This is a genomic window from Amphritea sp. (assembly GCF_050300915.1).
Lineage (GTDB): Bacteria > Pseudomonadota > Gammaproteobacteria > Pseudomonadales > Balneatricaceae > Amphritea.
In genome coordinates this window covers 1-26,200 of the sequence record NZ_JBNKYN010000061.1, presented here as the reverse complement: position 1 = coordinate 26,200, position 26,200 = coordinate 1, and the positions used below count along the sequence as shown (strand labels likewise).

General features: G+C 50.0%; 24 protein-coding genes. 15 read left to right on the top strand and 9 right to left on the bottom strand.

The window, feature by feature from the left end; genetic code table 11:
• From dctP to ACQY8X_RS15125, 3 genes are all read left to right on the top strand, one after another.
• Nucleotides 1–1,480 (top strand): TRAP transporter substrate-binding protein DctP (gene dctP / locus ACQY8X_RS15135; RefSeq protein WP_428035977.1); only part of this gene is annotated, 1,480 nt, incomplete at its 5' end.
• An 11-nt stretch (nt 1,481–1,491) separates the two neighbouring features.
• A complete protein-coding gene (locus ACQY8X_RS15130) occupies nt 1,492–3,783 on the top strand; it encodes a bifunctional diguanylate cyclase/phosphodiesterase (protein ID WP_428035976.1) in 2,292 nt (763 codons plus the stop codon).
• A 305-nt stretch (nt 3,784–4,088) separates the two neighbouring features.
• Nucleotides 4,089–4,418: a DMT family transporter gene (locus ACQY8X_RS15125; protein WP_428035975.1), complete on the top strand. Its 330-nt coding sequence runs from the start codon at nt 4,089–4,091 to the stop codon at nt 4,416–4,418.
• A 49-nt stretch (nt 4,419–4,467) separates the two neighbouring features.
• On the opposite strand, the gene ACQY8X_RS15120 is transcribed toward ACQY8X_RS15125, so the two are convergent.
• Complete coding sequence (locus ACQY8X_RS15120; RefSeq protein WP_428035974.1) at nt 4,468–5,370, bottom strand: LysR family transcriptional regulator; 903 nt, start codon at nt 5,368–5,370, stop codon at nt 4,468–4,470.
• Between the two features lie 135 nt (nt 5,371–5,505).
• Between ACQY8X_RS15120 and speB the strand changes: the two genes are divergently transcribed.
• Nucleotides 5,506–6,450 carry an agmatinase gene (gene speB / locus ACQY8X_RS15115; protein ID WP_428035973.1) on the top strand — a complete coding sequence of 315 codons (945 nt, stop codon included), beginning with the start codon at nt 5,506–5,508 and terminating at the stop codon, nt 6,448–6,450.
• A gap of 70 nt (nt 6,451–6,520) precedes the next feature.
• Here the strand turns inward: speB and ACQY8X_RS15110 are convergent, their stop codons facing one another.
• A complete protein-coding gene (locus ACQY8X_RS15110; protein WP_428035972.1) occupies nt 6,521–8,005 on the bottom strand; it encodes a PLP-dependent aminotransferase family protein in 1,485 nt (494 codons plus the stop codon).
• 123 nt (nt 8,006–8,128) lie between these two features.
• On the opposite strand from ACQY8X_RS15110, the gene ACQY8X_RS15105 reads away from it, so the two are divergent.
• Entirely contained in the window at nt 8,129–8,725 is a 597-nt protein-coding gene (locus ACQY8X_RS15105) for a pyridoxamine 5'-phosphate oxidase family protein (RefSeq protein WP_428035971.1), read from the top strand.
• Nucleotides 8,726–8,840: 115 nt separating this feature from the next.
• Nucleotides 8,841–9,671 (top strand): tetratricopeptide repeat protein, encoded by an 831-nt coding sequence (locus tag ACQY8X_RS15100; RefSeq protein WP_428035970.1) that lies wholly within the window; start codon nt 8,841–8,843, stop codon nt 9,669–9,671.
• Nucleotides 9,672–9,673: 2 nt separating this feature from the next.
• On the opposite strand, the gene ACQY8X_RS15095 is transcribed toward ACQY8X_RS15100, so the two are convergent.
• Both ACQY8X_RS15095 and ACQY8X_RS15090 read right to left on the bottom strand, forming a co-directional pair.
• Nucleotides 9,674–10,432: a hypothetical protein gene (locus tag ACQY8X_RS15095; RefSeq protein ID WP_428035969.1), complete on the bottom strand. Its 759-nt coding sequence runs from the start codon at nt 10,430–10,432 to the stop codon at nt 9,674–9,676.
• Nucleotides 10,433–10,498: 66 nt separating this feature from the next.
• Nucleotides 10,499–11,104 carry an HD-GYP domain-containing protein gene (locus tag ACQY8X_RS15090; RefSeq protein WP_428035968.1) on the bottom strand — a complete coding sequence of 202 codons (606 nt, stop codon included), beginning with the start codon at nt 11,102–11,104 and terminating at the stop codon, nt 10,499–10,501.
• A gap of 138 nt (nt 11,105–11,242) precedes the next feature.
• Here ACQY8X_RS15090 and ACQY8X_RS15085 point away from each other — a divergent pair, with 138 nt between their 5' ends.
• Complete coding sequence (locus ACQY8X_RS15085) at nt 11,243–11,704, top strand: hypothetical protein (protein ID WP_428035967.1); 462 nt, start codon at nt 11,243–11,245, stop codon at nt 11,702–11,704.
• A 37-nt stretch (nt 11,705–11,741) separates the two neighbouring features.
• Here ACQY8X_RS15085 and ACQY8X_RS15080 read toward each other — a convergent pair whose 3' ends face one another.
• On the bottom strand, nt 11,742–12,362 hold the full coding sequence (locus tag ACQY8X_RS15080) for a LysE family translocator (protein WP_428035966.1): 621 nt from the start codon (nt 12,360–12,362) through the stop codon (nt 11,742–11,744).
• 149 nt (nt 12,363–12,511) lie between these two features.
• Entirely contained in the window at nt 12,512–13,198 is a 687-nt protein-coding gene (locus tag ACQY8X_RS15075) for a TorF family putative porin (protein WP_428035965.1), read from the bottom strand.
• A 256-nt stretch (nt 13,199–13,454) separates the two neighbouring features.
• Between ACQY8X_RS15075 and ACQY8X_RS15070 the strand changes: the two genes are divergently transcribed.
• Nucleotides 13,455–14,939: an aldehyde dehydrogenase gene (locus ACQY8X_RS15070; protein ID WP_428035964.1), complete on the top strand. Its 1,485-nt coding sequence runs from the start codon at nt 13,455–13,457 to the stop codon at nt 14,937–14,939.
• A gap of 319 nt (nt 14,940–15,258) precedes the next feature.
• Here the strand turns inward: ACQY8X_RS15070 and ACQY8X_RS15065 are convergent, their stop codons facing one another.
• The 3 genes from ACQY8X_RS15065 to ACQY8X_RS15055 all read right to left on the bottom strand — a co-directional run bounded on the left by ACQY8X_RS15065 (nt 15,259) and on the right by ACQY8X_RS15055 (nt 18,584).
• Nucleotides 15,259–16,080: a response regulator transcription factor gene (locus ACQY8X_RS15065; RefSeq protein WP_428035963.1), complete on the bottom strand. Its 822-nt coding sequence runs from the start codon at nt 16,078–16,080 to the stop codon at nt 15,259–15,261.
• A gap of 209 nt (nt 16,081–16,289) precedes the next feature.
• On the bottom strand, nt 16,290–17,669 hold the full coding sequence (locus ACQY8X_RS15060; protein ID WP_428035962.1) for an aspartate aminotransferase family protein: 1,380 nt from the start codon (nt 17,667–17,669) through the stop codon (nt 16,290–16,292).
• 207 nt (nt 17,670–17,876) lie between these two features.
• Nucleotides 17,877–18,584 (bottom strand): GntR family transcriptional regulator, encoded by a 708-nt coding sequence (locus tag ACQY8X_RS15055; RefSeq protein ID WP_428035961.1) that lies wholly within the window; start codon nt 18,582–18,584, stop codon nt 17,877–17,879.
• Between the two features lie 245 nt (nt 18,585–18,829).
• Here ACQY8X_RS15055 and ACQY8X_RS15050 point away from each other — a divergent pair, with 245 nt between their 5' ends.
• The 7 genes from ACQY8X_RS15050 (at nt 18,830) to ACQY8X_RS15020 (ending at nt 26,193) form a co-directional block, all read left to right on the top strand.
• Nucleotides 18,830–20,173, top strand: coding sequence for a glutamine synthetase family protein (locus tag ACQY8X_RS15050; protein WP_428035960.1), 1,344 nt, complete (start codon nt 18,830–18,832; stop codon nt 20,171–20,173).
• A 271-nt stretch (nt 20,174–20,444) separates the two neighbouring features.
• Entirely contained in the window at nt 20,445–21,536 is a 1,092-nt protein-coding gene (locus ACQY8X_RS15045) for a polyamine ABC transporter substrate-binding protein (RefSeq protein ID WP_428035959.1), read from the top strand.
• 154 nt (nt 21,537–21,690) lie between these two features.
• Nucleotides 21,691–22,872: an ABC transporter ATP-binding protein gene (locus ACQY8X_RS15040; protein WP_428035958.1), complete on the top strand. Its 1,182-nt coding sequence runs from the start codon at nt 21,691–21,693 to the stop codon at nt 22,870–22,872.
• A complete protein-coding gene (locus ACQY8X_RS15035; RefSeq protein WP_428035957.1) occupies nt 22,869–23,825 on the top strand; it encodes an ABC transporter permease subunit in 957 nt (318 codons plus the stop codon). Before ACQY8X_RS15040 ends, ACQY8X_RS15035 begins: the two co-directional genes overlap by 4 nt.
• Nucleotides 23,825–24,640 carry an ABC transporter permease subunit gene (locus ACQY8X_RS15030; RefSeq protein WP_428035956.1) on the top strand — a complete coding sequence of 272 codons (816 nt, stop codon included), beginning with the start codon at nt 23,825–23,827 and terminating at the stop codon, nt 24,638–24,640. The genes ACQY8X_RS15035 and ACQY8X_RS15030 overlap by 1 nt, the downstream gene beginning before the upstream one ends.
• A gap of 62 nt (nt 24,641–24,702) precedes the next feature.
• Complete coding sequence (locus ACQY8X_RS15025; protein WP_428035955.1) at nt 24,703–25,422, top strand: glutamine amidotransferase-related protein; 720 nt, start codon at nt 24,703–24,705, stop codon at nt 25,420–25,422.
• A 63-nt stretch (nt 25,423–25,485) separates the two neighbouring features.
• Nucleotides 25,486–26,193, top strand: coding sequence for a type 1 glutamine amidotransferase (locus ACQY8X_RS15020; RefSeq protein WP_428035954.1), 708 nt, complete (start codon nt 25,486–25,488; stop codon nt 26,191–26,193).
• Nucleotides 26,194–26,200: the final 7 nt, after the last annotated feature.

The following is a 26,200-nucleotide window of genomic DNA, read 5'->3' as shown; positions in this document are numbered from 1 at the left end:
AGAAAACCCGCTAATTGCAATTTATAGTATGGGCTTTCATGAGGTTCAGAGTGATCTGGTGTTAAGCAATCATGCCTTTCTTGGGTATGTGTTATCGATAAGCAGTAAAACGATGGACCGGCTGCCTTACGATGTGCAAAAAGTGTTGCTGGATACTGCCATTGAAGTGACACCGTGGGAACGCATAGAAACACAGAAAAAAGAAGCCGAGCTGATTGAAAAGATCAAACAAGCGGGTACCCGGGTTCACCTTCTCAGTGCAGAGCAGAGAGCGGTATTTGCGCATAAAACTGAAAAAATTGCTTCTCAGTTTGAGGGTATCGTTGGCACCGCGCTGATCTCTAAAACAGAGGAACTTCTTTTTGATAAGTATGGCCCACCAGCTGAGGATAAAAATCATCTGGTCATCGGTATTAATGCTGACCTGTCGAGAGAACCCAGTTCCGGATTAGCAATTAAAAGAGGTGTTCGGCTTGCAGTTAAAGAGATCAATCGCCGGGGTGGGGTATCGGGTAAAAAATTGCATGTAATCGCCCTGGATCATAAGACAATCCCCAGTATCAGTATTGAAAATATGGAGTACTTTATTCAGCGTCCTGATGTGGTCGCGGTAGTCGGAGGAAAACACGCGACGGTTATTGGTGAGGAGCTGAAGAGTGTGAGTCGGTCTCATATTCCTTATTTGATTCCCTGGTCTGCTGCTGGGGGGCTGACAGAAAATGGAATACCTGATAATAACGTGTTCAGAATATCAGCGAATGATTTGTGGGCATCGGAATATATTGCCAACTATGCCATAGGAGAACATAAAAACCCGGCAATAGTTGTTGAAAATACAGTGTGGGGCCGTACCAACCTGAAAAATATGCAACGTTTTCTTTTCTCTAAAGGAGTATTTCCTGCCGCTGAAGTTGTTTTTAACCGAGGTGAAACTGACTATAGCAAGGAACTTCTTCAGGTATTCAGCTCAGGTGCTGACAGCGTTATTCTGGTTGCCAATGCAAATGAAGCGCGAGTTATTATTGCGGGGCTAACCCAGAGAGAACAGCCTCTTCCGATTGTATCTCACTGGGGGATTCTTGGGGGAGTGAAAGATGACGCAACGCTGAAGCTATATAGTCAGGCTGAGTTACGTTTTTTTCAGACGTTTCTTTTTGACCGGTCTCGGCGGAAGCAATCGAGCGATTTAAAACAAGCTTATATAACGGAGTATGGACTAGAGCAGGGCGAGCAGATCAACTCACAACATGGGGTTGCTCAGGCCTATGACCTGGTGCAGTTATTGGCACTGGCGATAGAGCGGTCCGGTAGTACTGACCGGGCAGAGATTGTTCACGCTCTTGAACAGTTACCAGTGTATGAGGGGGTGGTAAAGCGATATGATTCTGCATTTACTGATAGCCATCATGACGCACTGGGTGAAGACGACTATTTCATGGCCCGGTTTGGCGAAAATGGCCAAATCATCCCGGTTAACTAAGGCTGACTCTTATGAGCGTTAAAGCGTTTTTTAAGTTTAACAGTATAAAGCACAAAGTTATCTTTCTGGTGACTAGTCTGTTATTGCTGGTTCTTACGACGCTTCTGATCGTTTCATTATTTCTGGTTAATAAGCAGTTAGGTATTCAGACCGAAAAATTGTTTGTCAGTAACACCGCCGCTCTCAATCGTTCAATTGAACAGCGCTTAAGTTATCTTGTCGAGAACAGCGAGCTATTGGCAACGAATGAGTTGATGGTTAATGCGCTTATTGATGATGAGGAGCGGGATACCTATCTTGCCCCTCTCATCTCTAATTTCATGAAAGGTAAGGATGTACTGTATCTGGATGTGGTCGACTTTGATGGACATCCGGTGTTTCATTCTGGGGATCAAATCCCGGAATATAACCGGTCTGAGCAATTAAGAGTTGCCCTGGCATTGAACCAAACATCGGTTTTTGTTGGTAAAAACAAAAAGTTAATTGTTATCAGTCCGATAGAGTATTACTCGACGACTCAGGGAGCGCTGATCATCAGTTTTGATCTGGACAAAATTATTGCCAGAAATATTCTCGACGACTCTCCAACGTACATCAGGGTTCTGAAGGATGACCTGGTTATCTACTCCCATAATTACAATCCCGAAATAAGTTATCAGTCATACCTTTATCATGCCGGAGGGGAGCTACCGCTTTTCTCTAAGTTAGGCATCATGTTGCAGATAGGCTTGCCTGAAAATATTTATAATGCTCCGGTCAGAGAGGCGATGCAGATACTTCTGATGGTTGGACTTGTGCTTGTATCCGTGAGCTTGTTTATGTCCCGCTGGATCGGCACCCGAATAACGGCTCCAATTTTAGAGCTCTCTTCCCGGGTGACACGAGCCCATGCAGGGCAGGATGTTCGCTGCAGTCCACTGGGAGGGGATGATGAAGTCGAAGGGTTGGCAAAAGCCTTTGATGAGAGAACCTTGTTGCTAGAATATCAGGCTGAGCATGATTCGCTTACGGCACTTCCAAACCGGTTGCTCTATGTTGATCGTGTTAGCCATGCGATTCAGCTTGCAGAGCGAACTAATGGTATGTTTGCGGTTTTATTCATCGATTTAGATCGTTTTAAAGAGGTGAATGATTCATATGGCCATACAGTTGGTGATCAGCTTCTTCAGATTGTTGCGGAAAAAATAAAAGAGTGCCTATGGGATTGCGATTCTGTGGCCAGAATGGGAGGCGATGAATTTACGGTCTTAATTGATTCAATAAAACACGAACAAGATGTGTTTCTTATTACCGAAAAAATACTCTCTCTATTCAGGTCGCCAATATCATTTGATCGCTTTACCTTTTATCTGACCTGTAGTGTTGGGGTCGCTGTATATCCCATAGATGGAGCGGATGTTGATACCCTGCTAAAGAATGCAGATGCCGCCATGTATAAAGCGAAAGCGGATGGGCGAAATACCTGTCGGTTTTATAAACCGGAGTTCACTGAGCGGATATTAGAGCGGGTAAGGCTGGAACGGCAGCTACGGCAGGCAATAGATGAAGACCAGTTTGTGGTTTACTTTCAGCCTCAATATGAGCTTTCAACTCAGAATATTATTGGGATGGAGGCTTTGATCAGATGGCAGCATCCGGAGAAGGGGCTGTTATTTCCAGATAGTTTTATTCCCCTGGCGGAAGAGACTGGCATGATTATCGATGTCGATCGGCTAATGATGCGTGCATCAATGAGTCAGTTCAAATCATGGTTAGCTGATGGTTTAAAGCCCGGTGTTCTGTCGATGAACTTATCTATGATTCAGTTGGATCAGGATGACTTTATTGCGTTTGTAAAAAAATGCTTTTCGGATTATGAACTTGAACCAGCCAGCCTTATGTTTGAGGTGACGGAAACTCAGGCTATGCTCAAACCGGAGCAAACCGTGATTGCGCTTAAACAGTTGAGTGCCCTGGGGGTTGGCCTGGCTATCGATGATTTTGGAACCGGCTTTTCCTCTCTGTCTTATTTAAAAAAATTCCCGGTGAATAAGATTAAGATCGACCGGTCTTTTATTTCAGATCTACCTGAAGACCGTGATGATGCTGAGCTGACCCGGGCGATCATCTCGTTGTCAAAGAGTCTCAATCTCGACGTCATTGCGGAAGGTGTAGAGACCAACGCTCACCTTGAATTCCTGTTATGTCACCATTGCGATGAAGGGCAGGGTTACTTGTTCAGTAAGCCTGTTCCGGCAGAGAAGATGCGCTTGTTGCTTGAATCGAGCGCAAAGAACCAGGGTAAGCGGATAGTACTGGCGTAGATTTTCTCTGAGCGAGCGGTTTCAGAGCCGTTCCTATCGATAGTATGTCAGGCCCTGTGGCCGACAAATCTGTTTTTCTGATCTTACCCGCTTTCTGTTTAGCCTCATTGACTGATATTCTAGTGGTGATTTTTCTCATCAGGATTATGTTCATCGGGCGGAGCAGATGCCGTCACTTAATCGCCTGATTGCGAAAAGTTATTCTCAGGCTGTCATCCGCGCTTGGAGACAGGCCTGTGTTTCTTCCAGTCTCAAGTCGCGTCGCGACCTCTATTAAGCCGCAACGCGGCAAACTAAGGTGTGTTATGGGGTATTGGTTTCTGGCGTTTGCGATTGCTGCAGAGGTGATTGGTACATTGGCGCTGAAGGCTTCAGAAGAGTTTAGCCGGCCGTTTGCCAGTGCGTTGTGTGTGATTGGTTATCTCACGGCGTTTTACTTTTTGTCACTGGTGCTTAAAACGGTCCCTGTCGGCGTGGCTTATGCTATCTGGGCAGGGATGGGGATTGTGTTAATCGCTTCAATCAGCGCAATCATCTACAAAGAGGTTCCTGATCTTCCTGCTATTATTGGTATGGTATTCATTATTCTGGGGGTGGTGATTATGAATGTCTTTTCTAAAACCGCCGCGCACTGACAGGTGAGTTGTCAGTAACCGTCAGACTGATGGGTTTCGCGATAGCGATTTATTGGTGTAGCAACTCTAACAGCCACTTCAGCCCCGGATCGTTGGAATAGAGCGGGTGGTGCAGACTAACCATCTCGATCTCTGGCATTCCCTGAGGGGGGGATAGCAACCTCACGGGTAACATCTGGGCAAACAACAGTGCCATCTGTCGCGGCAGTGTCATTATTGCTTCGGTGGCGGCAACGATGCGGGCCCCCGCCATATAGTTCACGGTGCAGGCGATAAAGTTTCGTTGCCGTTGTTGTTGCGCCAGCCATTGATCTATCTGGTCTGAGGTTACCCCGGCGAGATCGGAAAGTATCACATGCTTTAACTGGCAATATTGTTCCAGTGAGAGGTGTTGATCCATCAGGGTATTGCCTTCCGCAATCAGGCAGGCAAGGGGTTCTGTGTGCCAGGACCGGCTGATCAGTTGCGGGTCAACCGGCTGTTTGCTGTCCAGTCCTAGAATCAGGTCCAGCTCGCGTTTTTCCAGCTGCTTCAGATTGCCCCCCTGACGAATAACCTCAATCTGAATACGGATGCCGGGTGCCGTGAGCTGCAGGTTCTGCATCAGTGGCGGTAGGATCAGCGCCTCAAAGAAATCGGTACTGGCGATAGTAAAACAGCGATCAGAGCTGGATGGATCAAAGGGTGCCAGTGGGCTGAGACTGTGTTCAATCATGCGGATCGCCTGACGGATATCCGGCAACATAGCGGTTGCGCGAGGGGTCGGCTTAAGGCCGTTACCGGAGCGCACCAGTAATGGATCGTCCAGCTGCTGTCTCAGCCGGTTCAGGGCGTGACTCATGGCCGACTGGCTGAGAAACATCCGTTCTGCTGCGCGACTGACATGGCACTCTGTCAGCAACGCTTCCAGCAGCAGTAACAGGTTGAGGTCAAACTGGCGTAGCGGCTTCATCGGCGTGGTCTTTATAGTCGATCTTGATAGTCGGTCTGGTATTAATTATATACATGCAGTCATTATAACTATGCATTTCAATAATTATAGTCGCAATAGTAAGCTGGCCCGAGTTAAATAGTTGAGGGTTGAGGAATGTCTGATATAGAAACTAGTACGGGTAATGCTGACCTGCCGATCTACGGCTCACTGGGAATGACCTTTATGGAGTTTCCGGTGGTGAGTGATCTGAATGCTTCTGATGCGGAAGTCATTGTGGCCGGCGTGCCGTTTGATCTGGCGACATCGGGACGTTCCGGTGCCCGTTTCGGGCCGCTGGGTGTGCGTCAGGCATCAACGCAGCTGATCTGGGAAGGGGCGCGCTGGCCCTGGCAGTTTGCTTTGGATGACCATCTGAAAGTGGCCGATTCCGGCAATGTGCTGTTTAAGCATGGTGAACCGCAGACCATGGTGGACAATCTGCAGGGACATATCAGTGCAATCCTTGCTGCGGGTAAATCATCCCTGACTTTTGGTGGTGATCACTTCATTACCCTGCCGGTGTTGCGTGCCTATGCTAAAAAACATGGTCCACTGGCACTGATCCATTTTGATGCGCATACCGATACCTATTCTGGTGGCACCCAATATGATCACGGTACGCTGTTTCATCACGCCGTTGAAGAGGGCTTGTTGGATACGGAACATTCGATTCAGATTGGTATCCGTACCGTCTATGATGTTGAGGGACACCCCTTTGAAGTGCTTGACGCTGCCTGGGTGGGCGATCATGGGCCGCACGGTATTCTGGAACGCATACATGCCCGGGTGGGTGACAAGAAAGCCTATGTCAGTTTTGATATTGATGGCCTTGATCCCGCTTTTGCGCCGGGTACGGGTACGCCGGTTGCCGGTGGCATGAATATGGATTGCGCCCTGAAAGTGATCCGTGGTTTGCAGGGGCTGAATCTGGTGGGGATGGATGTGGTTGAGGTTGCGCCAGCCTATGACCATGCTGAGATCACTTCACTGGCCGGTGCCACGCTGGCACTGGAATATCTCTATGTGCTGGCAGCAAATAAGATGGCTGCAAATAAGTAGAGTCCGCTATCTGCACGTTTGAACTCTCTGTATAGGCTGCATCTCAATGTGAGGTGCAGCTTTTTTGGTTTTACAGATGATGCTCCAGAACTGACTTCAGTAAAGCTAATCCGGCGTCTATCCGGGCTTCATCATAACCGCCAAAGCCGATAACCAGACCGCTGCGGGCGGGTTGTTTATCATAATAGTAAGACAGCGGGCGTATTCCCAACCCTACCTTCATCGTCTGTTCGACAATCGCTTTGTCATTAATGCTCGGAGGCAGCAGAAACACGCCATGCATCCCGCCATCACTGGGTTCCCATATCAGTTGGCTGTTAAAGATCTGCTCTATCTGCTGTAACAGGTAACTGCGCCGGGTTTTATAGAGTTTGCGCATCCGTCTGAGATGGCTGGAAAAGGCGCCCCGGGCCATAAAGTCTGCCAGTGCCAGTTGTGGTAACGCAGACAAGCCGCCATCCATAAACCCGCGCATCCGGTTAAACGGCTCCACCAGGGCAGACGGCAGAACCAGATATGCCAGCCGTATAGCCGGGTGCAGAATACGGCTGAAGGTGCCGGAGTAGATCACGCTGTGCTCGCCATCCAGACCCTGCAGTGCGGTCAGAGGGGGGCCGTCAAAGCGGAACTCACTGTCGTAGTCATCTTCGATAATGCAACAGCCCTGTTGCCGGGCCCACTCCAGCAGTTGCAGGCGGCGTTCAAGACTGAGGGTATAACCCATCGGAAAGTTGCGTGACGGGGTGATAAAAGCAAGCCGGGCACTCTGCTGCCTGTGCAGAGCGATATCGGTACGAAAGCCGTTCCGGTCAATGGGCACCGATAGTTTAATTCCGCCTGCGTTGCTAATGGCCCCGTCGATACCGGGAAAGCCAGGATCTTCTACCAAAACCTCATCGCCTGGATTCAATAGCATGGAAAAGGCCAGCTGCATCCCCTGTTGCGAGCCGGAGCAGATCATCACCTGCGTCATATCGCAGTGGATTCCACGGGTTGCATTGAGATAGGCGGCGATCTCCGTGCGCAGAGCTGCCTCTCCCATAAAGTCACGTTCAGCGTGAAACTTCATTTGCCTGCCAGCGTGTGTCACCGAACGTTGCCACTGTTGCCAGGGAAACTGATCCAGCGCCGGTACTGCAGGCAGCAGCAGTTGCTGTTGGTGCTGCTGATAGAGTGGCCGGATCTGTTGCAGCTGCGCGCTTTGGGCTGAGAGTGTGACTGGCCGGGTGTGCGGTTCCGGCTTCCGCCGTGTAGTTTTTTTATTCAGGGATAGTTGGGGAGAAATGTAGCTGCCATCCCCATGCCGGGTTTCGATATAGCCCTCGGCCTGAAGCATCTCATACACCTGCTTGACGGTGTTACGCGAGAGTCTTAGCAGGTCTGCCAGTTCTCGACTGGAAGGCAGGCGGCTCCCTGCGGGCAGTTCGCCGGACAGAATCCGCTGCTGGATATAGTTAAATAACCCCCGGTAGAGCGGACGCTGGTTTTTCACCTGTTCTAAAAACGGGGTAAAGCGCTCTGAGTGAGGTGTTTTATTGTTCAGAGACGGTTTCAAATTGGGCCCTGATAATATCTATTAATTGGATCTTAATAAGGCCCACTATAGCGGCTAATCTCACCATATCGCAAACCTAAAAGAGCACTCAAGATGGGTGTTTAAAAATAGTAAGGACAGGCTATGAGTGAGATTAAAATGACTGAGCGCACCCGGGTCAAACGGGGGCGTAAAATCGCCAACTACGACCGGGATACCATCTACAGCATTCTTGATGAGGCCTGGGTGTGTAATATCGGTGTCAGTTGCGATGGTCAGGCGATGGTGCAACCCAGTTCCCACTGGCGAGTGGGAGATGAGCTGTTTCTTCACGGTTCGGTCAAGAACGGCCTGTTTCAGCAGGTTATTAAAGGGCAGACTGCCTGTATTACGGTCTGTCTGCTGGATGGACTGGTGTTTGCCCGTTCCGCCTATCATCACTCCGTTAACTTCCGTTCGGTGGTGGTGTACGCGCAAGGGCGATTAGTGGAAGACCCACAGGAAAAACGGCAAGCACTTGACGCTATGCTGGATAAATACAGTCCCGGTCGTTCGACTGAAGCACGTCCACCCAATGAGACTGAAATGAAGGTAACGGCGGTGTTTGCTTTCCCGATTGAGGAGGTGTCAGCCAAGATTCGTGTCGGTGGGCCTAATGAGGAACCGGAAGATATGGCACTGGATGTCTGGGCGGGGGTAAAGCCTGTCACATCGGTGGTGGGTGAATTGATCCCGGATTAAGTAAATCCTGGCGGTAGATTACCGAGCTTCGCCTATACTGCTTGTTACAGATGCAGGAGGCTCAATGGTTAACTACTTGAAATGCAGATATACCCTGACAGGCATACCTTTGCTGATGCACGGACCTGCTCTGCTAGTCACGGCAGCGGTCGTCACGCTGTTGTCAGGATGCGGCAGCTTCCCCGGCTTCGGTGCTGGCTCGCCCCCTCAGGTGCAGAATAATCCTGAAGTAGCTAAACAGCAGTTTACTCAGGGGTTAGATGTAACTCAGGGGCGAGGCGTCACGCAGGACTATCAGCATGGGGTTGAGTTGTTTAAGGATGCGGCACTGAATGGTTCTGCTGAAGGCGCGTATATGGCCGGGATGTCCTATCTGAGTGGCAGAGGAGTAAATACCAGCCTCACAGATGCTGCATACTGGTTAGACCTGGCGGCGAGAAAAGACCACCCAAGTGCACTATATCAGTTGGGTGTGCTTTATATGAACGGTCGGGGAGTTAAGAAAAACCGCTTGTGGGCGGGCTTCCTGCTAAGCCGCGCTGCGGATCTGGGGCACAAGCAGGCTATTTTCGATCTGGGGGTTGTCTACGCCAGAGGGCTTGGGTTACCTCAGGATCCGGCTGCAGCCTGGTACTGGTTTGCGCAGGCGGAAAAGCGGGGAGTGGCGCTGGCAACTGAGTTAAAAATGAGAATGTACTCGCTGAGTAATAAGGCGTCGCGGCAATCTGCCAGCCGTCTTATGGCATATCATTCGGGACGGGTTGATCGTTCAACAACGCTGTTTATACAGCTTCGCCTTGATGAGCTGGGATACCCATCCGGCCATGCTGATGGCATCTGGGGGCTTAAAACCGATCATGCCTATCATCTTTTTACCCGGCAGAGGCTGCTGTTAAGTGATTTAGAACTTAATTGGCAGAACCTGCAGCTGATCAGAGATTTTTAACTTTACACCTGAGTGCTATTGTCGGGCGTTCCCGCGTCGGTGTTGCCTGAGTCTGTTTCTGGGGCTGTTTCCGGTTCTGTGGCAGTGTCCGGCGCTGTTTCAGTGGCTGATTCAGGCGCGATTCCCAGCAGATCATTTACTGCAGAGACCACCTCAGCATTGATCTCCTTATTTGCCGCCTGACCCAGAAAATCCATAGCTGTTTGCTCCAGTTCTGCACGCTCCTCTACCGTGGCGGCTTCTCTGGCCGCATAGATAGTTGCTTCATACTGAGCGATTAAACCCACCGCAGAATTGGACGCTGCATGGGCGCGGGCGTTTGCCGATGCGTGGGCGGCATTCAGACGCCCGAGACTGGCAGAAACGGCTTTCTGATTATTTCCAAGCCCCCGGCTGTTGCCTAAGCCGTTACTCTCTGTGGTAGCAGACTTGCCAGGCCCTCCATTGCTTTGGCCAAATGCATTTCCATTACCCTGATGGCCGTTGCCAGCGTTCCCATTGCCGCCGCCATTACCACTGCCATTACCACTGCCATTACCACCGCCATTACCACCGCCATTGCCGCCGCCATTACCACCGCCATTGCCGCCGCCATTACCACCATCGCCTTTAGCCAGCGCCTGGCTACCGAGATCCAGTCCGCAAAACTGCTGGGTAATAACCGGTGTGAGGCTGAGGGTAAGTGCCAGGGTGGAGACTGTTGCTGCGGATAACAGTGATTTAGCTGATAGGGTTTTGCGCAAGACTGTTAGAGTAAGCATAGGGGGCAATCTCTGGTTGTAATTACCATCAGCTTAATACGCTTAATTGCGTGCTACAAATGAATATTATTCCACCCGGTTGGCACTTCTTTCGATAATGCGACAGAAATGATTCAGCAGATAGGGGTCGTGCTTTGTGCCGGACTCCCGGTTGATCTGCTCAATAATTTCTGCGTGAGTATGGCCTTCATGGTAGGAACGGGTGAATGCCATCGCATCATAACTATCGACGATACTGATGATTCTTGCGCCCACCGGGATCGCTTCACCGGCAAGTTTGTCAGGATAACCTTTACCATCAAAATGCTCATGGTGATGGCGAATAATGTGGGCTGTTTCCGATGCCCCATCCAGTTCGGTTGATAGCACGATCTGTTCGCCAATGGCCGGGTGGCGATGCATCACTTCCCAGTCATCACTGTCCAGCTTGCCGGGTTTCATCAAAATGCGATCAGGAATGCCTATCTTGCCGATATCGTGAAATTTTGAACTTATTCGCAGCGCGCTGATCTGACCTTCACAGAGTCCGGCGGCTCTGCCCAGTTCGATTGCCAGTGTCTGTACCCGGTCAGAGTGATCAAGTGTAGGCTGGTCTCGGAAGCCCAGGGCGATAGCTAGTGCCTTAGTGCGGCTTTCGAGTGCCTGAAAGGTAAACTTTTCAACAGGGCTCATGGGCGCTCCTTGATGTTATAACGCCAGGTATATCTGATGATTATCTAACCTGGCGTCAGGATAGTCCGTGCGTTGTCTGATATGACTCATATTAATCTATTGATCTTACTGCTGTTATCTTTAATTCATGGAGCAATAATGAATATGCTACAGGTTATGAAGCCGTTGGCTATAGCTTTTTTGTTACTGATCAGTCTGGCCGGATGTTCTTCTCTGGCAACCTTTGGGTCTGAAAATTATATCGTCGATCTGGATAAGCAGCAGTATTGCATAGAAGGGCGTGCGGATTGTCGTTCGCTTTCGCTGATCGGTCCCTCCTACCGAGAGGGCTGGATTGCAGAGGCGTATGCGATGCCGAAACAGTATTACAGCTGGGATGCCCGCGAGCTAAGCAAAATCTTATTAGCGCCACCGGATAACAGTTATCAGCCAGAGCTGATCGGTGTCCGACAATACCGCTTACCTCCGACTTTCGCAACTCATATGGTCTGGGATGTGCTGGCAATGGAGTATTACACACTCTACCGTGATGATGACGGCTATTCTAATCTGCAGGAGAGCCGGCCTCAGCCGCGCCGCTTCTCAGTTATTAAAAAGTAGTTCATCGGTAAGTAAGAGTGCCCCGTCAGTGTGGTGCTTAGCCGAATGCCAGCCAGAGGCCAACGCCAATCATCAGTGAACCGGCAATCCGGTTCATCAGTTTGACATTGCCCCGGTCCAGCAGGAGATGGCGTAATGCTTTTCCCCCGCTGGCGTAGATTAACAGGCAGCAGAATTCTAGTGACAGAATCATCGCAATCAGCAGGGTGAGCTGAGGTGCAAGCGGCAGATTCTGGTCCAGAAAGGGGGGCAGCAGTGTGACAAAGAAGGCCCAGCCTTTGGGGTTGGCAATGGCCGTAATAAAGCCGTTCAGTGCCAACTGCAACTTGCCCTGATGTTTTACCTCTGCGCCCGGTTCAGGCATCACCAGTTTGCCTTTCGACTGCCACATCTGCAAACCCAGCCAGCCAAGATAGGCACCCCCGCCAAGCTTAAGAAAGATAAACGCCTCCGGGAACTGCAGCATCAGAGCGGCAACACCGACAGCCGCCGCAGTGGCCACCAGACCTACACCGATCAGTTCGCCCCACATCATGTGCAGGCTGCGTTGCACACCGATTGACATTCCCAGACTCAGGGCCAGCGTCATACACATCCCCGGTGTAATAGAGACAAAGAAAAACGTAGGTATGAAAATTGAGAGAGTTGCGACTGACATCCGTGCCTCTGAACTGGAGTATTAAAGCAGAGCGGGATTTTACGCCCTGAAACACGAATAAAAAAGGCCACACAGAAATATTCTGAATGGCCTGTATCAGGCAGAAGAAGGGGAGCTCTGTACGTGCCTGATTCAGTTTTAAGACAGGCTTAGAAAGTGCGTGATACGCTTAGCATCAGTGTATTGTCATTGCGGAATGCACCTTTATCAACCTCATCAGCATTGTCGATGCTGTTGAACAGATAAGTCGCTGACAGATCCAGGCCTGCAACAGAACCCGAGAGGCCGACAGAGTAGTCCTGATAGTCGTTAATATCGACTTTACCCCAGTAGTCTCCGGTGCTGTAACCGGCATGCAGATCGAGGCTAACGGCTTCGGTGATACCATAGCTGTAATCAAGACCGAAGTATTGTGCAGACTCTCCTGAGTTAAAAAAGTCGTCGGAATACGCCATGGTGAAGCCAACGTTACCGTAATACAGTGCCAGAGCCAGTTCGCCGTATTCCGCATCAGTGTTATAGCCTGGGTAGGTATAAAAACCATAGGAAACGTCGTAGCTCAGATCGTCATTGATATCATTGGCAAAGCCCACATAGTAATCAATTTCCAGCTTGGCATCGTCAGCAAAGTCGACATTGCTGCCCCAGATGCCGGCATAAACGCCATTATCAAATGCAACATCCAGGCTGCCCTGAACGGCTGGATCACCGGCGGATTGAGAGATGCCACGGAAACGGTAATCATTGGTAAATGAAACGGTGCCAGTAACGTCAGCAGCCTGAACTGTCGATGTCAGGGCCATTGCGGCGGCCAGTCCTGTAAAAATCTTCTTCATCGATTTTTCCTGTTATTTTTTATGAATCTTGATTATGGGCAAAGTCGGATATCGGAAGATATACCTCAGGATAGGTATCTATTTGTGAGTATTCTGATGCAAAAATTGCCCCGTCGCGCTTTAACTACCCCTTCATATATATAGAGGCGGTAAAAGCATAACGAATATACTGAGAGTAAATTATGAATCGATGAAGAGGCACCGCCTGGCTTCAGATTCTGACAGTGACGAACGGATATTGCGGAGACGATAATCGATGAAAAGCTATTCCGAGTGGCAAGCCCTGAGTAAGACCTTAAGCGTGCAGCATCAGGCGTATATCAATGGAGCGTTTCAGCCCGCAGTGAGTGGTGACACTTTTCCCTGTATCAATCCGGCGACCGAACAGTTGCTTGCCGATGTGGCCAGTTGTGATGCAGCGGATGTGGATATCGCGGTTGCCAATGCCCGTGAAGTTTTCCGTTCAGGTGTATGGTCTGAGATGCACCCCCGGGAGCGTAAGAAAGTGATGCTCCGCTGGGCTGATCTGATTGAGCAGCACAAAGATGAGTTTGCGCTGCTGGACACCCTGGATATGGGTAAATCGATCTCTGAGATGGTCAATATCGACGTCCCAGATGCAATTGACTGCATTCGCTGGACCGCAGAGAGTATTGATAAAGTGTATGGTGAGATTGCACCCACCGGGCATGATACCCTGGCGATGATTCATCATCAGCCAGTCGGTGTGGTCGGTGCGATCACCCCCTGGAACTATCCGCTGCTGATGGTCAGCTGGAAGATTGCTCCGGCGATGGCAGCGGGTAACTCGGTGGTGCTGAAACCATCAGAAAAGTCTCCGCTGAGTGCACTGCGTCTGGCTGAACTGGCGGTAGCAGCGGGAATGCCTGCCGGTGTTCTGAATGTTCTGCCGGGCTTTGGTCATACTGCAGGTAAAGCGCTGGCGCTGCATATGGATGTCAACGTGCTGGCCTTTACCGGTTCGACCCGGGTAGCCGGTATGCTGATGGGCTATGCCGGTGAGTCAAATATGAAACGGGTCTGGCTGGAAGCGGGCGGTAAGTCGCCCAATCTGGTGTTTGCCGATGCGGATATTAAAGCGGCTGCTGCGGCATCTGCAGCAGCCATCTTCTGCAACCAGGGCGAGGTGTGTATCGCCTGTTCCCGCCTCTATGTTGAAAAAAGCATTAAGGAAGAGTTTGTCGCGGCACTGGTTGAAGCGGCTGCGCGGTTCCAGCCCGGTGATCCGTTAGACCCTGCCACCACAATGGGCCCAATGGTTGATGCCACCCAGCTGGCAACGGTTGAGCGTTACATCCGTTCCGCTCAGGAAGAGGGCGGTCAGGTGATCATGGGGGGCATTCCTGAATACCAGCAAGGTAAAGGCTTTTATGCCAAGCCGACCATCGTTGATGGCGCTAACAACGCTATGACCTTTGTCAAAGAGGAGATCTTCGGGCCGGTACTGGCGGTATGTGAGTTTGAAACCGAAGAGGAAGCAATTGCACTGGCCAATGATTCTGTTTACGGGCTTGGCGCAGCCGTCTGGACCCAGAACCTGTCCCGCGCTCACCGCGTCAGCCGCAAGATCGAAAGCGGCATGGTGTGGGTGAATACCTGGGGTGAGGGCGATACTACGGTGCCTTTTGGCGGTGTTAAAGCCTCCGGTAACGGTCGTGATAAATCGCTACATGCGCTGGAAAAATACACCGATATCAAGAATGTACTGATTCGGTTGTAAGGCATAGGCCAGAGATCGCCAGAGTATATAAAAACCGCCTTTTGGCGGTTTTTGTTTTTAAGGGGTTTTGCTTGTTGCTGTAATGCTATAAAAAACGTTGTTTCTAGCCCGACGTCACAAAGAGCGTGACTTGCTTGTTGCTCGGAAAAGCCTTCTATATCTGCAATGGTAGGCTTTTTAAATTATGTGCTTTGTAAGAAAGTTGTTGTATGGTCGGGTGAAAGCTTCCAGCAGTCCACCACGAGCCACGGCTCTTCTAGCAAGGAACGCGAAGCTTTACGTCTGGCCCCTGGCAGGCGCAAAGCGCCTCTAGTAACTTTTACGCATTAGCCGCAGGATCCAGCTCTTTGAGGTGGGCCAGGAACAGTGTAAAGATGTCTGACTGGGTTGAGGTGTTTAGCCGGGTGTGGATATTCTTGCGGTGTACTTTTACTGTGCCGAGGCTGATATCCAGCATATTCGCTATGGCTTTGGACGAGTGCCCCTGCAAAATCAATCCTGCAATCTGTTGCTCTCTCGGTGTGAGTACGCCGCTGCCGAAGGTGCTGATGGCCTGATTCATCGCGCCCTCTGATTTTTCGTATTTAACAAACTCCTGCGACTGCGACCACCAGAACTGGCGGATGATCGATTTGATCACCGGGTAAATATTATTCAGACGGCTGAGTTCCGCGCGGGTGATAGTACCGCGGCTGGTTCTGCGACCGAGTGAAATGGCACAGCTGACTTTAGGGTCGAGCTCAATGATCAGGCTTATCTCATCAATCAGGTCAAACTCTTTATAACAGCTTTGGTAGTATTTGGTGGTTTCAAAGCTGTCGGGAGCGATATCGATCAGCCGGCTGACGCCCTCTCCCAGATTGCCACTGCGGATGGCATTAAACAGAGGGTCAAGAATATAGGCCCGGTTGATGTAGTTGTGCAGCGTCAGACTCTGTTCTGCCGGATCAGTAGGGTGAAGAATGAGTGGTTTCAGTGATTTTCTATAGGTGACCACCAGCATCGTGTCGAAGTGGCACTGAGTGGCGAGGAATTTTTCCAGCATCCCGCCAAAACTGGGCAGGCGAATGGTGTCGATAAGTGCAGCAAGATCCTTTTGCCAGTGTTCAGACGCGGCGTGCTGCGCACTTATGCTTTGCATAGCGAGGCTCCTGCTCTGGGCATTAAAACTGAAAAAGATTCGACTGCGTTTATCTGTGATGGTGAGTCAAAGAGAGATAAAAGGGCCAATACCGGTAATACTGACCCACTGCAGTCGAATAATGGAGGTCAGAAATAGTCGCGATTTCTGCCCTCCGTCTGCATAACGATAGTGAAAGAATTATGCAGTTTAAAGGTTACATGAGCTGATCAACTGACTGATTTGAGGGTCAGGTCAAAGCACAGGCGTACTTTTTCGCAGAGTTCATCAACTTCTTCATGGCTGATAACCAGTGGTGGTGACAGCACCATCCGGCTGCCAACCGCGCGCATGATCAGACCATTGTTGAAGCAATGGTCGCGGCAGATTAGGCCAATATTAACATCATCAGCGTACAGCTCTTTTGGTGCTTTGTGTTTCACCAGAGCAAGACCCGCGATCAGACCTACCCCTTCGATATGGCCTACCAGTGGGTGGTCTGCAACCGCTTCACGGAGTTTTTTCTGGAAGTAAGGTCCGATATCTTTGGCAACATAGTCAACAATGTTTTCTTTTTTCATCAGTTGGATGTTGGCAATAGCAACTGCTGCTGCAACCGGGTGACCGGAGTAGGTGAAGCCGTGATTGAAGTCATCATCATGCTCAATAAAGGCATTGGCAATACGGTCGCCAATGGCCACCGCAGCAATCGGCAGATAACCGGAAGATAAACCTTTAGCCATCGACATAATGTCTGGTTTAAAGCCAAAGGTTTCACAGCCAAACCAGCTGCCGGTACGGCCAAAGCCACAGATGACTTCATCGGCTGCCAGCAGAATATCGTACTTATCACAGACTTTCTGAATCTCTGTCCAGTAGTTGGCAGGTGGCACGATGACGCCCCCAGCCCCCTGAATTGGCTCGCCGACGAAGGCCGCAACATTATCGGGGCCCACTTCGAGAATTTTATCTTCCAGTGCTTTAGCGCAGGCGATACCGAACTCCTCTTCGGTCATATCACCGGCTTCGCCGTACCAGTATGGCTGACGGATACGGGCGATGTTTGGCACCATCGGGCCACCCTGTTTGTGCATACCACTCATACCGCCGAGGCTGGTGCCGCCAAGGGTACTGCCGTGATAAGCATTTTCACGGGCGATGAGAATATTGCGATAGGGTTTACCTTTGATTGCCCAGTATTGGCGAACCATTCGGATAATGGTGTCTATTGCTTCAGAACCTGAGTTGGCAAAAAAGATATGGTTGAGGTCATAGGGGGTGATACTGGCAACCTCTTTTGCTAACTCAGCGACCGGTGCATGGGTGGTCTGGAAAAAGGTGTTGTAGTAGGCCAGTTGCTTCATCTGCTTGTCGGACGCTTCAATCAGTTCTGTCCGGCCGTAACCCATATTGACACACCACAGGCCTGCCATGCCGTCGATGATCTTATTGCCTTCACTATCCCACAGATATACACCTTCTGCATGGGTGATTACCCGTGCTCCTTTCTTGTTCAGGGCGCCGGTGTTGGTGAAAGGGTGCATGTGATGACCCGCATCGATGGACTGCACATTTGCGGTTATTGATGAGTTACTGTTTTGTTCGTGCATTAAATCTCTCCCAACCAGTCACCGGGTGAAATGATTTACCGGTGTATAAAGAAACGATAAAAAGAATCGAAATATTTTCCCGACTATTTTTTGTGATCACTATTTTGTGATCACAAAAATATAATGTCAACAAAAAAGTCCCGAAAGGCAGAAGTTATCTTCCGGGGGTGTTTGCTTAATGGATGGGGTAGCTGTTGGCGGTGCGGCTCAGCGGCCTGAGTTTTCAATGAAGGTGTGAAGCATTTCGGGGGTTCCCGCGAAGGCGATACCTTCGCGAATATCCGCTGCAATTGCGACTTGCAGGGCATATGCATCCTTTTTTTCGATAGCAGACATCGCTTCGTTATGCCGATCGACAAGATAGTGCTCTTCCAGCTCGCTGGTGGCCATACGCATAAAAGGACCGAGTTGCAGCCACAGGCTTTCAATCAGCGGCAGGGTGACCTGATGTGGGTTGGCGGTATAGAGCGAGCGGTGAAAGCTTTGGTTGAGTATGCTTATCTGTCCCAGGTTGTCTTCCTCCTGGGCCTGATCGATCAGGCTGTCCAGTGAACGCAGCTGTTCCAGACGATCGCTGTCAATATAGGGAAGCGCACGTGCTGCTGCATGAGACTCAATAGCGATACGTGCTTCACAGAGTTCGTTAAATTTCATCGCCGTCATTTTAGGCACCATCACCCGGCGGTTGCCCTGAATTTCCAGGGCGCTTTCTGCCGCCAGTTGGCGCAGCGCTTCGCGCACCGGCATGGGGCTAACGTCAAGAATCGCAGCCAGCTCGCGGATGGTAAGTATTCTCCCAGGGAGGATCTCACCGTACATAACGGCATTACGCAGAGTCTGGTATACCCATTGGGTGATAGTTACAGACTCAGTGCGTTCAGTTACTGTTATTTTAATCGGAGATTTCTTGTCCATTATCAAAGTTGTTTCTGGCCTTATTTCTCTGGGAACCTCATAGCAGGTTCTCTTGTTGTAATGCGATCACTAAATAGGTTACATGACATTTTTAACAGATGTCGATATTGACCGCCAGAAAAAAATGTGATCACATTGTTTTATTGTTTGTGATCACAAAAGCATGTGAGTTAAGCTAAGCTGATTGCAACGGTATGTTGTGACCCACCAGGGGGTGGGGATGAAAGATTTCGAGTGAGAATCTTATGACGTTTAAGAAAGAAAAAGATAAAGAGTTTGACCTGTTTATAGCTGACCTGAATGGTAATTTGCGGGGTAAGCGTCTTCCAGCTAGTGCCGCAACTAAAGTATTCGATGAAGGTGTAAAGCTTCCCCGTTCTGTTCTGGGTTTTGATTTCTGGGGTGATGATGTTCTGGATAACGGTCTGGTTTTTGAGACCGGTGATATGGATGGCATCTGTATGCCGGTGGGTGACCGGGCTATACCGGTTCCCTGGTCTGAAGATCCTCGTGATCAGATTCTGGCAACCATGTTTAACCCCGATGGTACGCCATTTGGTTGTGATCCCCGTCAGGTTCTTGCGGGTGTGGTTAAGCGTTTTAAAGCTCGGGGTCTGACCCCTGTTATGGCGACCGAGCTGGAATTCTATCTGATGGATGGCGAGTCCGAAGAGACTCAGCGTCCGCAGCCGCCAATACTGTCAGAAGGGCATGGTCGCCGTCTGAGCGAAACCGACTGCTACTCCATTGATGAGATGGATGGTCTGTCCTCCTTCTTTGCTGAAGTGCGTGAGGTTTGTGAGATTCAGGGGGTTCCTGCAGATACTATTATTTCTGAGCTGGGGCCGGGTCAGTTTGAGATCAACCTGTTGCACGTCAATGATCCGCTGATGGCGGGTGATCAGGCGATTATGTTTAAGCGTCTGATCAAAGGTATCTCACGCAAGCATGGCTATTCCGCCACCTTTATGGCTAAGCCCTATCAGGATAAAAGTGGTAACGGTTTCCATGTTCACTTTAGCCTGTTGGATGAGGCGGGTAATAACATCTTTGATGATGGTGGTGAAGATGGTACGGATATCCTGAAAAATGCGGTTGCCGGTCTGATGCATACCATGTCTGACAGTATGCTGATCTTTGCGCCGCACATGAACTCCTATCGCCGCTTTATGGCCGGGGCGCATGCTCCTACGATTGCCACCTGGGGTTATGAGAACCGTACGGTTGCGATCCGTATTCCTGAAAGTCCCTGTGAAGCTCGTCGAATTGAGCACCGGGTGTCTGGTGCAGACGCAAACCCTTATCTGGTGCTGGCTGCCATTCTGGCGGGGGCGTTGTACGGTATTGAAAACAAACTGATGCCACCGGCGCCGATTGAAGGGGATGCCTATGCTGATGGTGATCAGGAGATGATTTTGCCGAATAAGTGGGATATTGCTACCGAGCTGTTTGCAGAAAGTGCTGTGCTTGAGGAGTATCTGGGAGAAGAGTTTATTCGGGTTTTCTCCGCTGCGAAGCGTCAGGAACAGCGGAAGATCAATGAACAGATCTCTGATATAGAGTACGATTCGTACTTGGGGTTGTTGTAACCGTATGATAATAAAGGATTAAGTTATGATACCTATTGGAGGGTATATAGCTGACAGGGAGGTTGCAGTACATTTTGACTAGTTGCAGAAAATACTGCGACAGTTTGAGAAGCTTGAGCGCTGCCTTCCTGATCAGAGGAGGCAGCCATGACAATAACAACAAAAAGATGTGGCTCTGATGAACGCCGCTCTGCGGCATCTAAAGAGTTAATGCTTATCGGTGGGCCAGCAAATGCTGCGATATCTAAAGCACCAGAAATGGAGTAATACAATGAATCCGAAGAAGCTTGGTCTTGCAGTAGTAATGGCTGCGTCCGTTTCCACTACTGTAATGGCTGAAGAGCAGGTTGTGAATTTTTACAATTGGTCCGATTATATCAGCCCTGAGATCCTGGAAAACTTCACCAGAGATACCGGAATCAAGGTTAACTATGACGTTTATGACTCGAATGAGGTGCTTGAAGCTAAGCTGATGTCTGGCGGCGCCGGTTATGACGTTGTTGTACCAACCGGCTCTTTTCTTGAGCGTCAGGTGCAGGCCGGAATCTACAGTGAGCTTGATCGCAGTAAGCTGACTAATTACGGTAACCTTGATGCGGCAATGCTGGAGAAAATTTCCCGTCATGACCCTGGTAATAAGCACAATGTTCCTTATGCCTGGGGAACGATCGGTATCGGCTATAACGTTGATATGGTCAAAGAGCGTCTGGGCGATATGCCGGTTGATACACTGGATCTGGTGTTTAAGCCTGAGATTGCTGCCAAGCTGAACGATTGTGGTATCTCCCTGCTTGATTCTCCTGCTGAGGTTGTTTCGATAGCGCTCAACTATCTGGGTCTTGATCCAAACTCTGAGAATAAGGCTGATCTGAAAAAAGCTGAAGATCTGCTGAAGTCTGCTCGTGATAGTTATCGTAAATTCTCCTCTTCCGCGTATATTTCTGATCTGGCAAACGGCGATATCTGTGTCTCTCTGGGCTATAACGGCGATGTGTTGCAGGCTCAGGGTCGTGCTGAGGAAGCGGGACAGGGAGTTAAGGTCGGTTATGCGATTCCGAAAGAGGGGACGTTGGTTTGGTTTGACCTGATGGCGATCCCTGTCGATGCGCCACATAAAGATGCGGCGTATAAGTTGGTGGATTATATCCTCAGAGGAGACAGCGGTGCAGCGGTTTCTAACTTCGCCTATTTTGCTGTAGCTAATAAGGCGGCAGAGCCAATGGTGCTGGAAGAGGTATTGAATAACCCCGGCATCTACCCGTCAGAAGAGGTGAAGGCTAATCTGTTTACTCAGAATGCTCATAGCGCCAAGTTTGACCGGTTGCTGACCCGCGCCTGGACTGAGATTAAAACTGGTCGGTAAGTCTACCCCTGGCAGAGGTGCGCCTCTGCCAGAAAGATATCGCTTTCAGGTGATGGAATAAACTGCTAACGAGAGCAGCGCTACTGAAAGCTTCATAAATAACTCTCTGGGCTCCCGACTGAGCTCAGCATATGAATATGGTATAGGGTGTAGTATGACTTCAACAGTAACAATTGAGTCGCAGCCGGATAGTGTGTCTGCGGCATCTCCTCAGGCTTCCAAAATGCCTCTTTGGAAGCAGGAGGGAGCAACACCTTTTCTGCAGATAGAAAATGTCACCAAAAAATTTGGTGAGTTTACTGCTGTGGATAATATCTCACTGGATATCTATAAAAACGAACTGTTTTGTCTGTTAGGCGGTTCCGGTTCCGGTAAAAGTACCCTACTGCGCATGTTGGCAGGTTTTGAATCTCCTACCAGTGGTCGGATTATCATTGATGGGGTTGATATGGCGGGTATTCAGCCATGGAAGCGCCCGGTCAATATGATGTTTCAGTCATACGCGCTGTTTCCCCATCTGTCGGTAGAAGAGAACGTTGCTTTTGGTCTGAAGCGTGAAGGGCTTGATCGCTCTGAAGTGAAGCAGCGTGTCTCTAAGATGCTTGATATGGTCCAGTTGGGGCATCTCGGTAAGCGTAAGCCTGATCAGCTTTCGGGTGGTCAGCGTCAGCGTGTCGCATTGGCCCGTTCACTGGTGAAACGGCCCAAGTTATTGCTGCTGGATGAGCCGCTGGGTGCTCTGGATAAAAAGCTTCGGGAAGAGACTCAGTTTGAGCTGATTCGAATCCAGGAGGAGTTGGGCGTGACCTTTGTGGTGGTGACCCATGACCAGGAAGAAGCGATGACGCTGGCAAGCCGGATTGGTGTGATGAATCACGGCGTGATTGTACAAACCGCCGAGCCTCATGATGTATACGAATACCCTAACAGTCGCTTCGTTGCCGAGTTTATTGGTTCGGTTAACCTGTTTGAGGGTCGGGTGATTGAAGATCTGCCAGATTCTGTACGCATTGATTCTAAAGATGCCGGTGGGGTGCTCTACGTTAATCACGGTATCAGTTGTGCACCAAACCAGAAAGTTCATGTGGCCCTGCGTCCTGAAAAAACTCAGATCAGTAAAGAGAAGCCGGATCGGGCTGAAAATTGTATCCGGGGTGTGATCGAAGAGATCGCTTATATGGGTAGTCTGTCGGTCTATCGGGTGCGTCTGGAGAGCGGCATGGAAGTTCGGGTTACTCAGCCGAATACTACCCGTGAGCTGGGCGCCCGACTCACCTGGAATGATGAAGTCTATCTGTTCTGGGATGTAGACAGCAGCGTGGTATTGACATCATGAGTACACCAACCGGTTCTGCCTGGGTGGAGGGCTCCGGTTCACGCCTGGCAAAGTACAATATTTTTAAGCGGTTAAACTGGGGGCGGTTTTCTGTTATCGCAGTCCCTATGCTCTGGCTGGCCGTATTTTTCTTTATCCCCTTTTTGGTGGTGTTTAAGATCTCACTATCAGAAACCGCCATTGCGGTGCCGCCCTATACGGCATTGTTGGACTGGAATCTGGATGAAGCATTTATTAATTTGAAGTTGAATCTGGGGAACTATCTGTTCCTGTTTGAGGATTCATTTTATATCGATGCGTATCTGAGTTCGATTAAGATTGCAGCGATCTCGACGATGTTGACGTTGCTGATCGCATTTCCGATTGCGTACATGATTGCCCGCAGTAAGCCGACAACCCGGGCGTTGTTGCTGTCGCTGGTGATTCTGCCATTCTGGACCTCTTTTCTGTTGCGGGTGTATGCCTGGATGGGATTTCTGAAGAAGAATGGTCTGATTAATGAGCTTTTACTCAGTACGGGCATTATTGATCAGCCGCTTATCATGTTGCAGACGGACTTTGCAGTCTATGTAGGTATTGTCTATACCTACCTGCCATTCATGGTTTTACCGCTTTATAGTGCCCTGGAAAAGATGGATCTGACTCTGCTGGAAGCTGCTGAGGATCTGGGCTCCAGACCGGCAACCAGTTTCTTTCTGATCACCGTGCCACTGGCTATGCCGGGCATTATTGCAGGCTGTATGCTGGTGTTTATTCCGGCGGTGGGTGAGTTTGTTATTCCGGCATTGTTGGGTGGCTCAGATACATTGATGATCGGGCGGGTATTGTGGGATGAGTTTTTCCTCAATCGAGACTGGCCGATGGCTTCGGCAGTTGCTGTGGTTATGCTGGTTGTGCTGGTGTTGCCAATCATGTTGATTCGTAACAGTCAGGGTAAAGAGGAGGCGGTCTGATGAAACGTAGATCACTGTTTTTAAATACGACCGCGACCATGGGCTTTATCTTTCTGTATGCGCCGATGATCGCACTGGTGGTATACAGCTTTAACAAGTCTAAACTGGTAACGGTCTGGGGTGGCTGGTCATTGAAGTGGTATGGCGAGCTGTTCCGCAATGACCAGATTATCGATGCAGCCCTGCTGAGCTTCAAAATTGCTTTTATCAGTGCCACCGTTGCGGTGGTGCTGGGAACCATGGCTGGATTTGTTCTGAGTCGCTTCCGGCGCTTTAGGGGCAAGATGATGCTGGCGGGCTGGATTAGTGCGCCACTGGTGATGCCTGAGGTAATTACCGGTCTCTCTTTGTTGCTATTATTTGTGGCGATGGAGGGGGCGTTTGGCTGGCCTGCAGGTCGGGGTACCAGCACCATTATTATTGCCCATGTCACTTTCTGTATGGCTTATGTTGCGGTAATTGTTCAGTCGCGTTTGTCGCAACTGGATGAAACCCTGGAAGAGGCAGCGATGGATCTGGGTGCTAAGTCTTCGTCGCTGTTCTTTCTGGTAACACTGCCATTGATTATGCCTGCAGTTATTTCTGGTTGGTTGTTGTCTTTTACCATGTCACTGGACGATCTGGTTATCGCCAGCTTCGTCTCTGGTCCGGGTAACAGTACGCTGCCGATGGTGATCTTCTCCAAAGTGCGTCTGGGGGTATCGCCTGAAGTAAACGCACTGGCGACACTGATGATTGCAGTGGTTGCGATCGGTGTTGTGGGGGCGATGTATCAGATGCGGCGTCAGGCGAAACTGCTGGAGAAGCCGGAGTAGTTCAGGGCACTATGTTAGCGCCCACTCTGAGTGGGCGTTTTTGTTTTTAGGGTGAGAAGCAGATGATGAAAATAGGTATTCTGGCGACCGGTATCACACCGGATGAGTTGATCGGTCAGTATGGGTCTTATGCGGACATGATTAAGCAGCTGTTTGCTCTGGTTGACGCTGACTTTGAATATACAGTGTTTGATGTGCGGGATGGTGTTTTTCCTGAGAGTGCTGAGCAGTGTGATGGCTGGGTGATTACCGGGTCAAAGTTCAATGTGGATGAGAACCTCGACTGGATGCAAAAGCTCAAAAAACTGATTCTGGAAATCGATGCCAGTAAGCGTCCTCTGTTGGGTATCTGTTTCGGTCATCAGATTATCGCAGAAGCCTTTGGTGGCAAAGTTGAACCCTATCAGGGAGGCTGGGGTGTGGGTCTGCACAGCTATCAGCTGTTGGGTGATAATGCTTTTATAAAGGATGGCGCTGAGCCGTTTACTATCAGTGCGATGCACCGTTATCAGGTGACGGAAAAGCCGGAAAATGCCCGAACCTTTGCCCAGTCTGAATTCTGTCAGTTTGCCGGGCTGGTGTATGGCGACAGGATTCTTACTCTGCAGGCTCATCCCGAATTTAATCTCCGGTTTGAAACCGATCTGGTAGCGTTGCGTGCCGGTGCGGTGATTCCTGATGATGTTTCTGATGCCGGGCTGGCGCAGTTACGCGCGGAAAATGCGGCGACCGACTCAAAGCGTGTTGCGCGCTGGATGTTCGATTTTATAACGGCATCATAAGGTCGGGTCTTTTTTGTTAAACCGCTGCCTGCAGCGGTTTTTTTATATCTGGAGTGGTCTGACATGAAAATAGGTATTCTGGCGGCAGGTACCAATAGCGGTGTTCTGCTGGAGCAGTTTGGCTCATTTGCCCGGATGACAGAAGAGATGCTGGCAGGTGCGGGTTTTCGTTTTAAAACCTGGGATGTGAGCCTTGGTATTTTTCCTGACTCATCAGGAGAGTGTGATGGCTGGATTATTACCGGATCGCCAGCCAGTGCTTATGAGCCGCGGGAGTGGATCGCTAAGCTGGAATCGCTGGTGAGAGCGATTGATCAGGCGGGTATCCCTCTGATCGGTATCTGTTTTGGGCATCAGTTGATCGCTCAGGCGCTGGGTGGGGTTGTCACTAAGGCGGATGCGGGTTGGGGGCTTGGTGTCGACATCTATCAGCCCACAGAGACTGGTCAGTCGCTCTTGGGCGGTAACCCGTTGGCGTTGCATATCATCCATCAGGATCAGGTCACCGAGCTGCCGGAACGCGCTGAGCTTTTGGCGGGATCAGCGTTCTGCCAGAATGGTGTACTCCGTTATGATCAGCATATTTTTACGGTACAGGCGCATCCTGAGTTTGGTCGCGAATATATGTTTGCCGAGCTGCCGGCCATTGTGCCGGAGTATCTGACAGCTGCTGAGGCGGAGAAAGGGCTGCAATCACTTCAGTGTTATGCGGCTGACTCAGCGCCCGTCGTTGATGCGATTATTCGGGTGTTAAAGGGTGGCTCGCTGTAATGCTTAT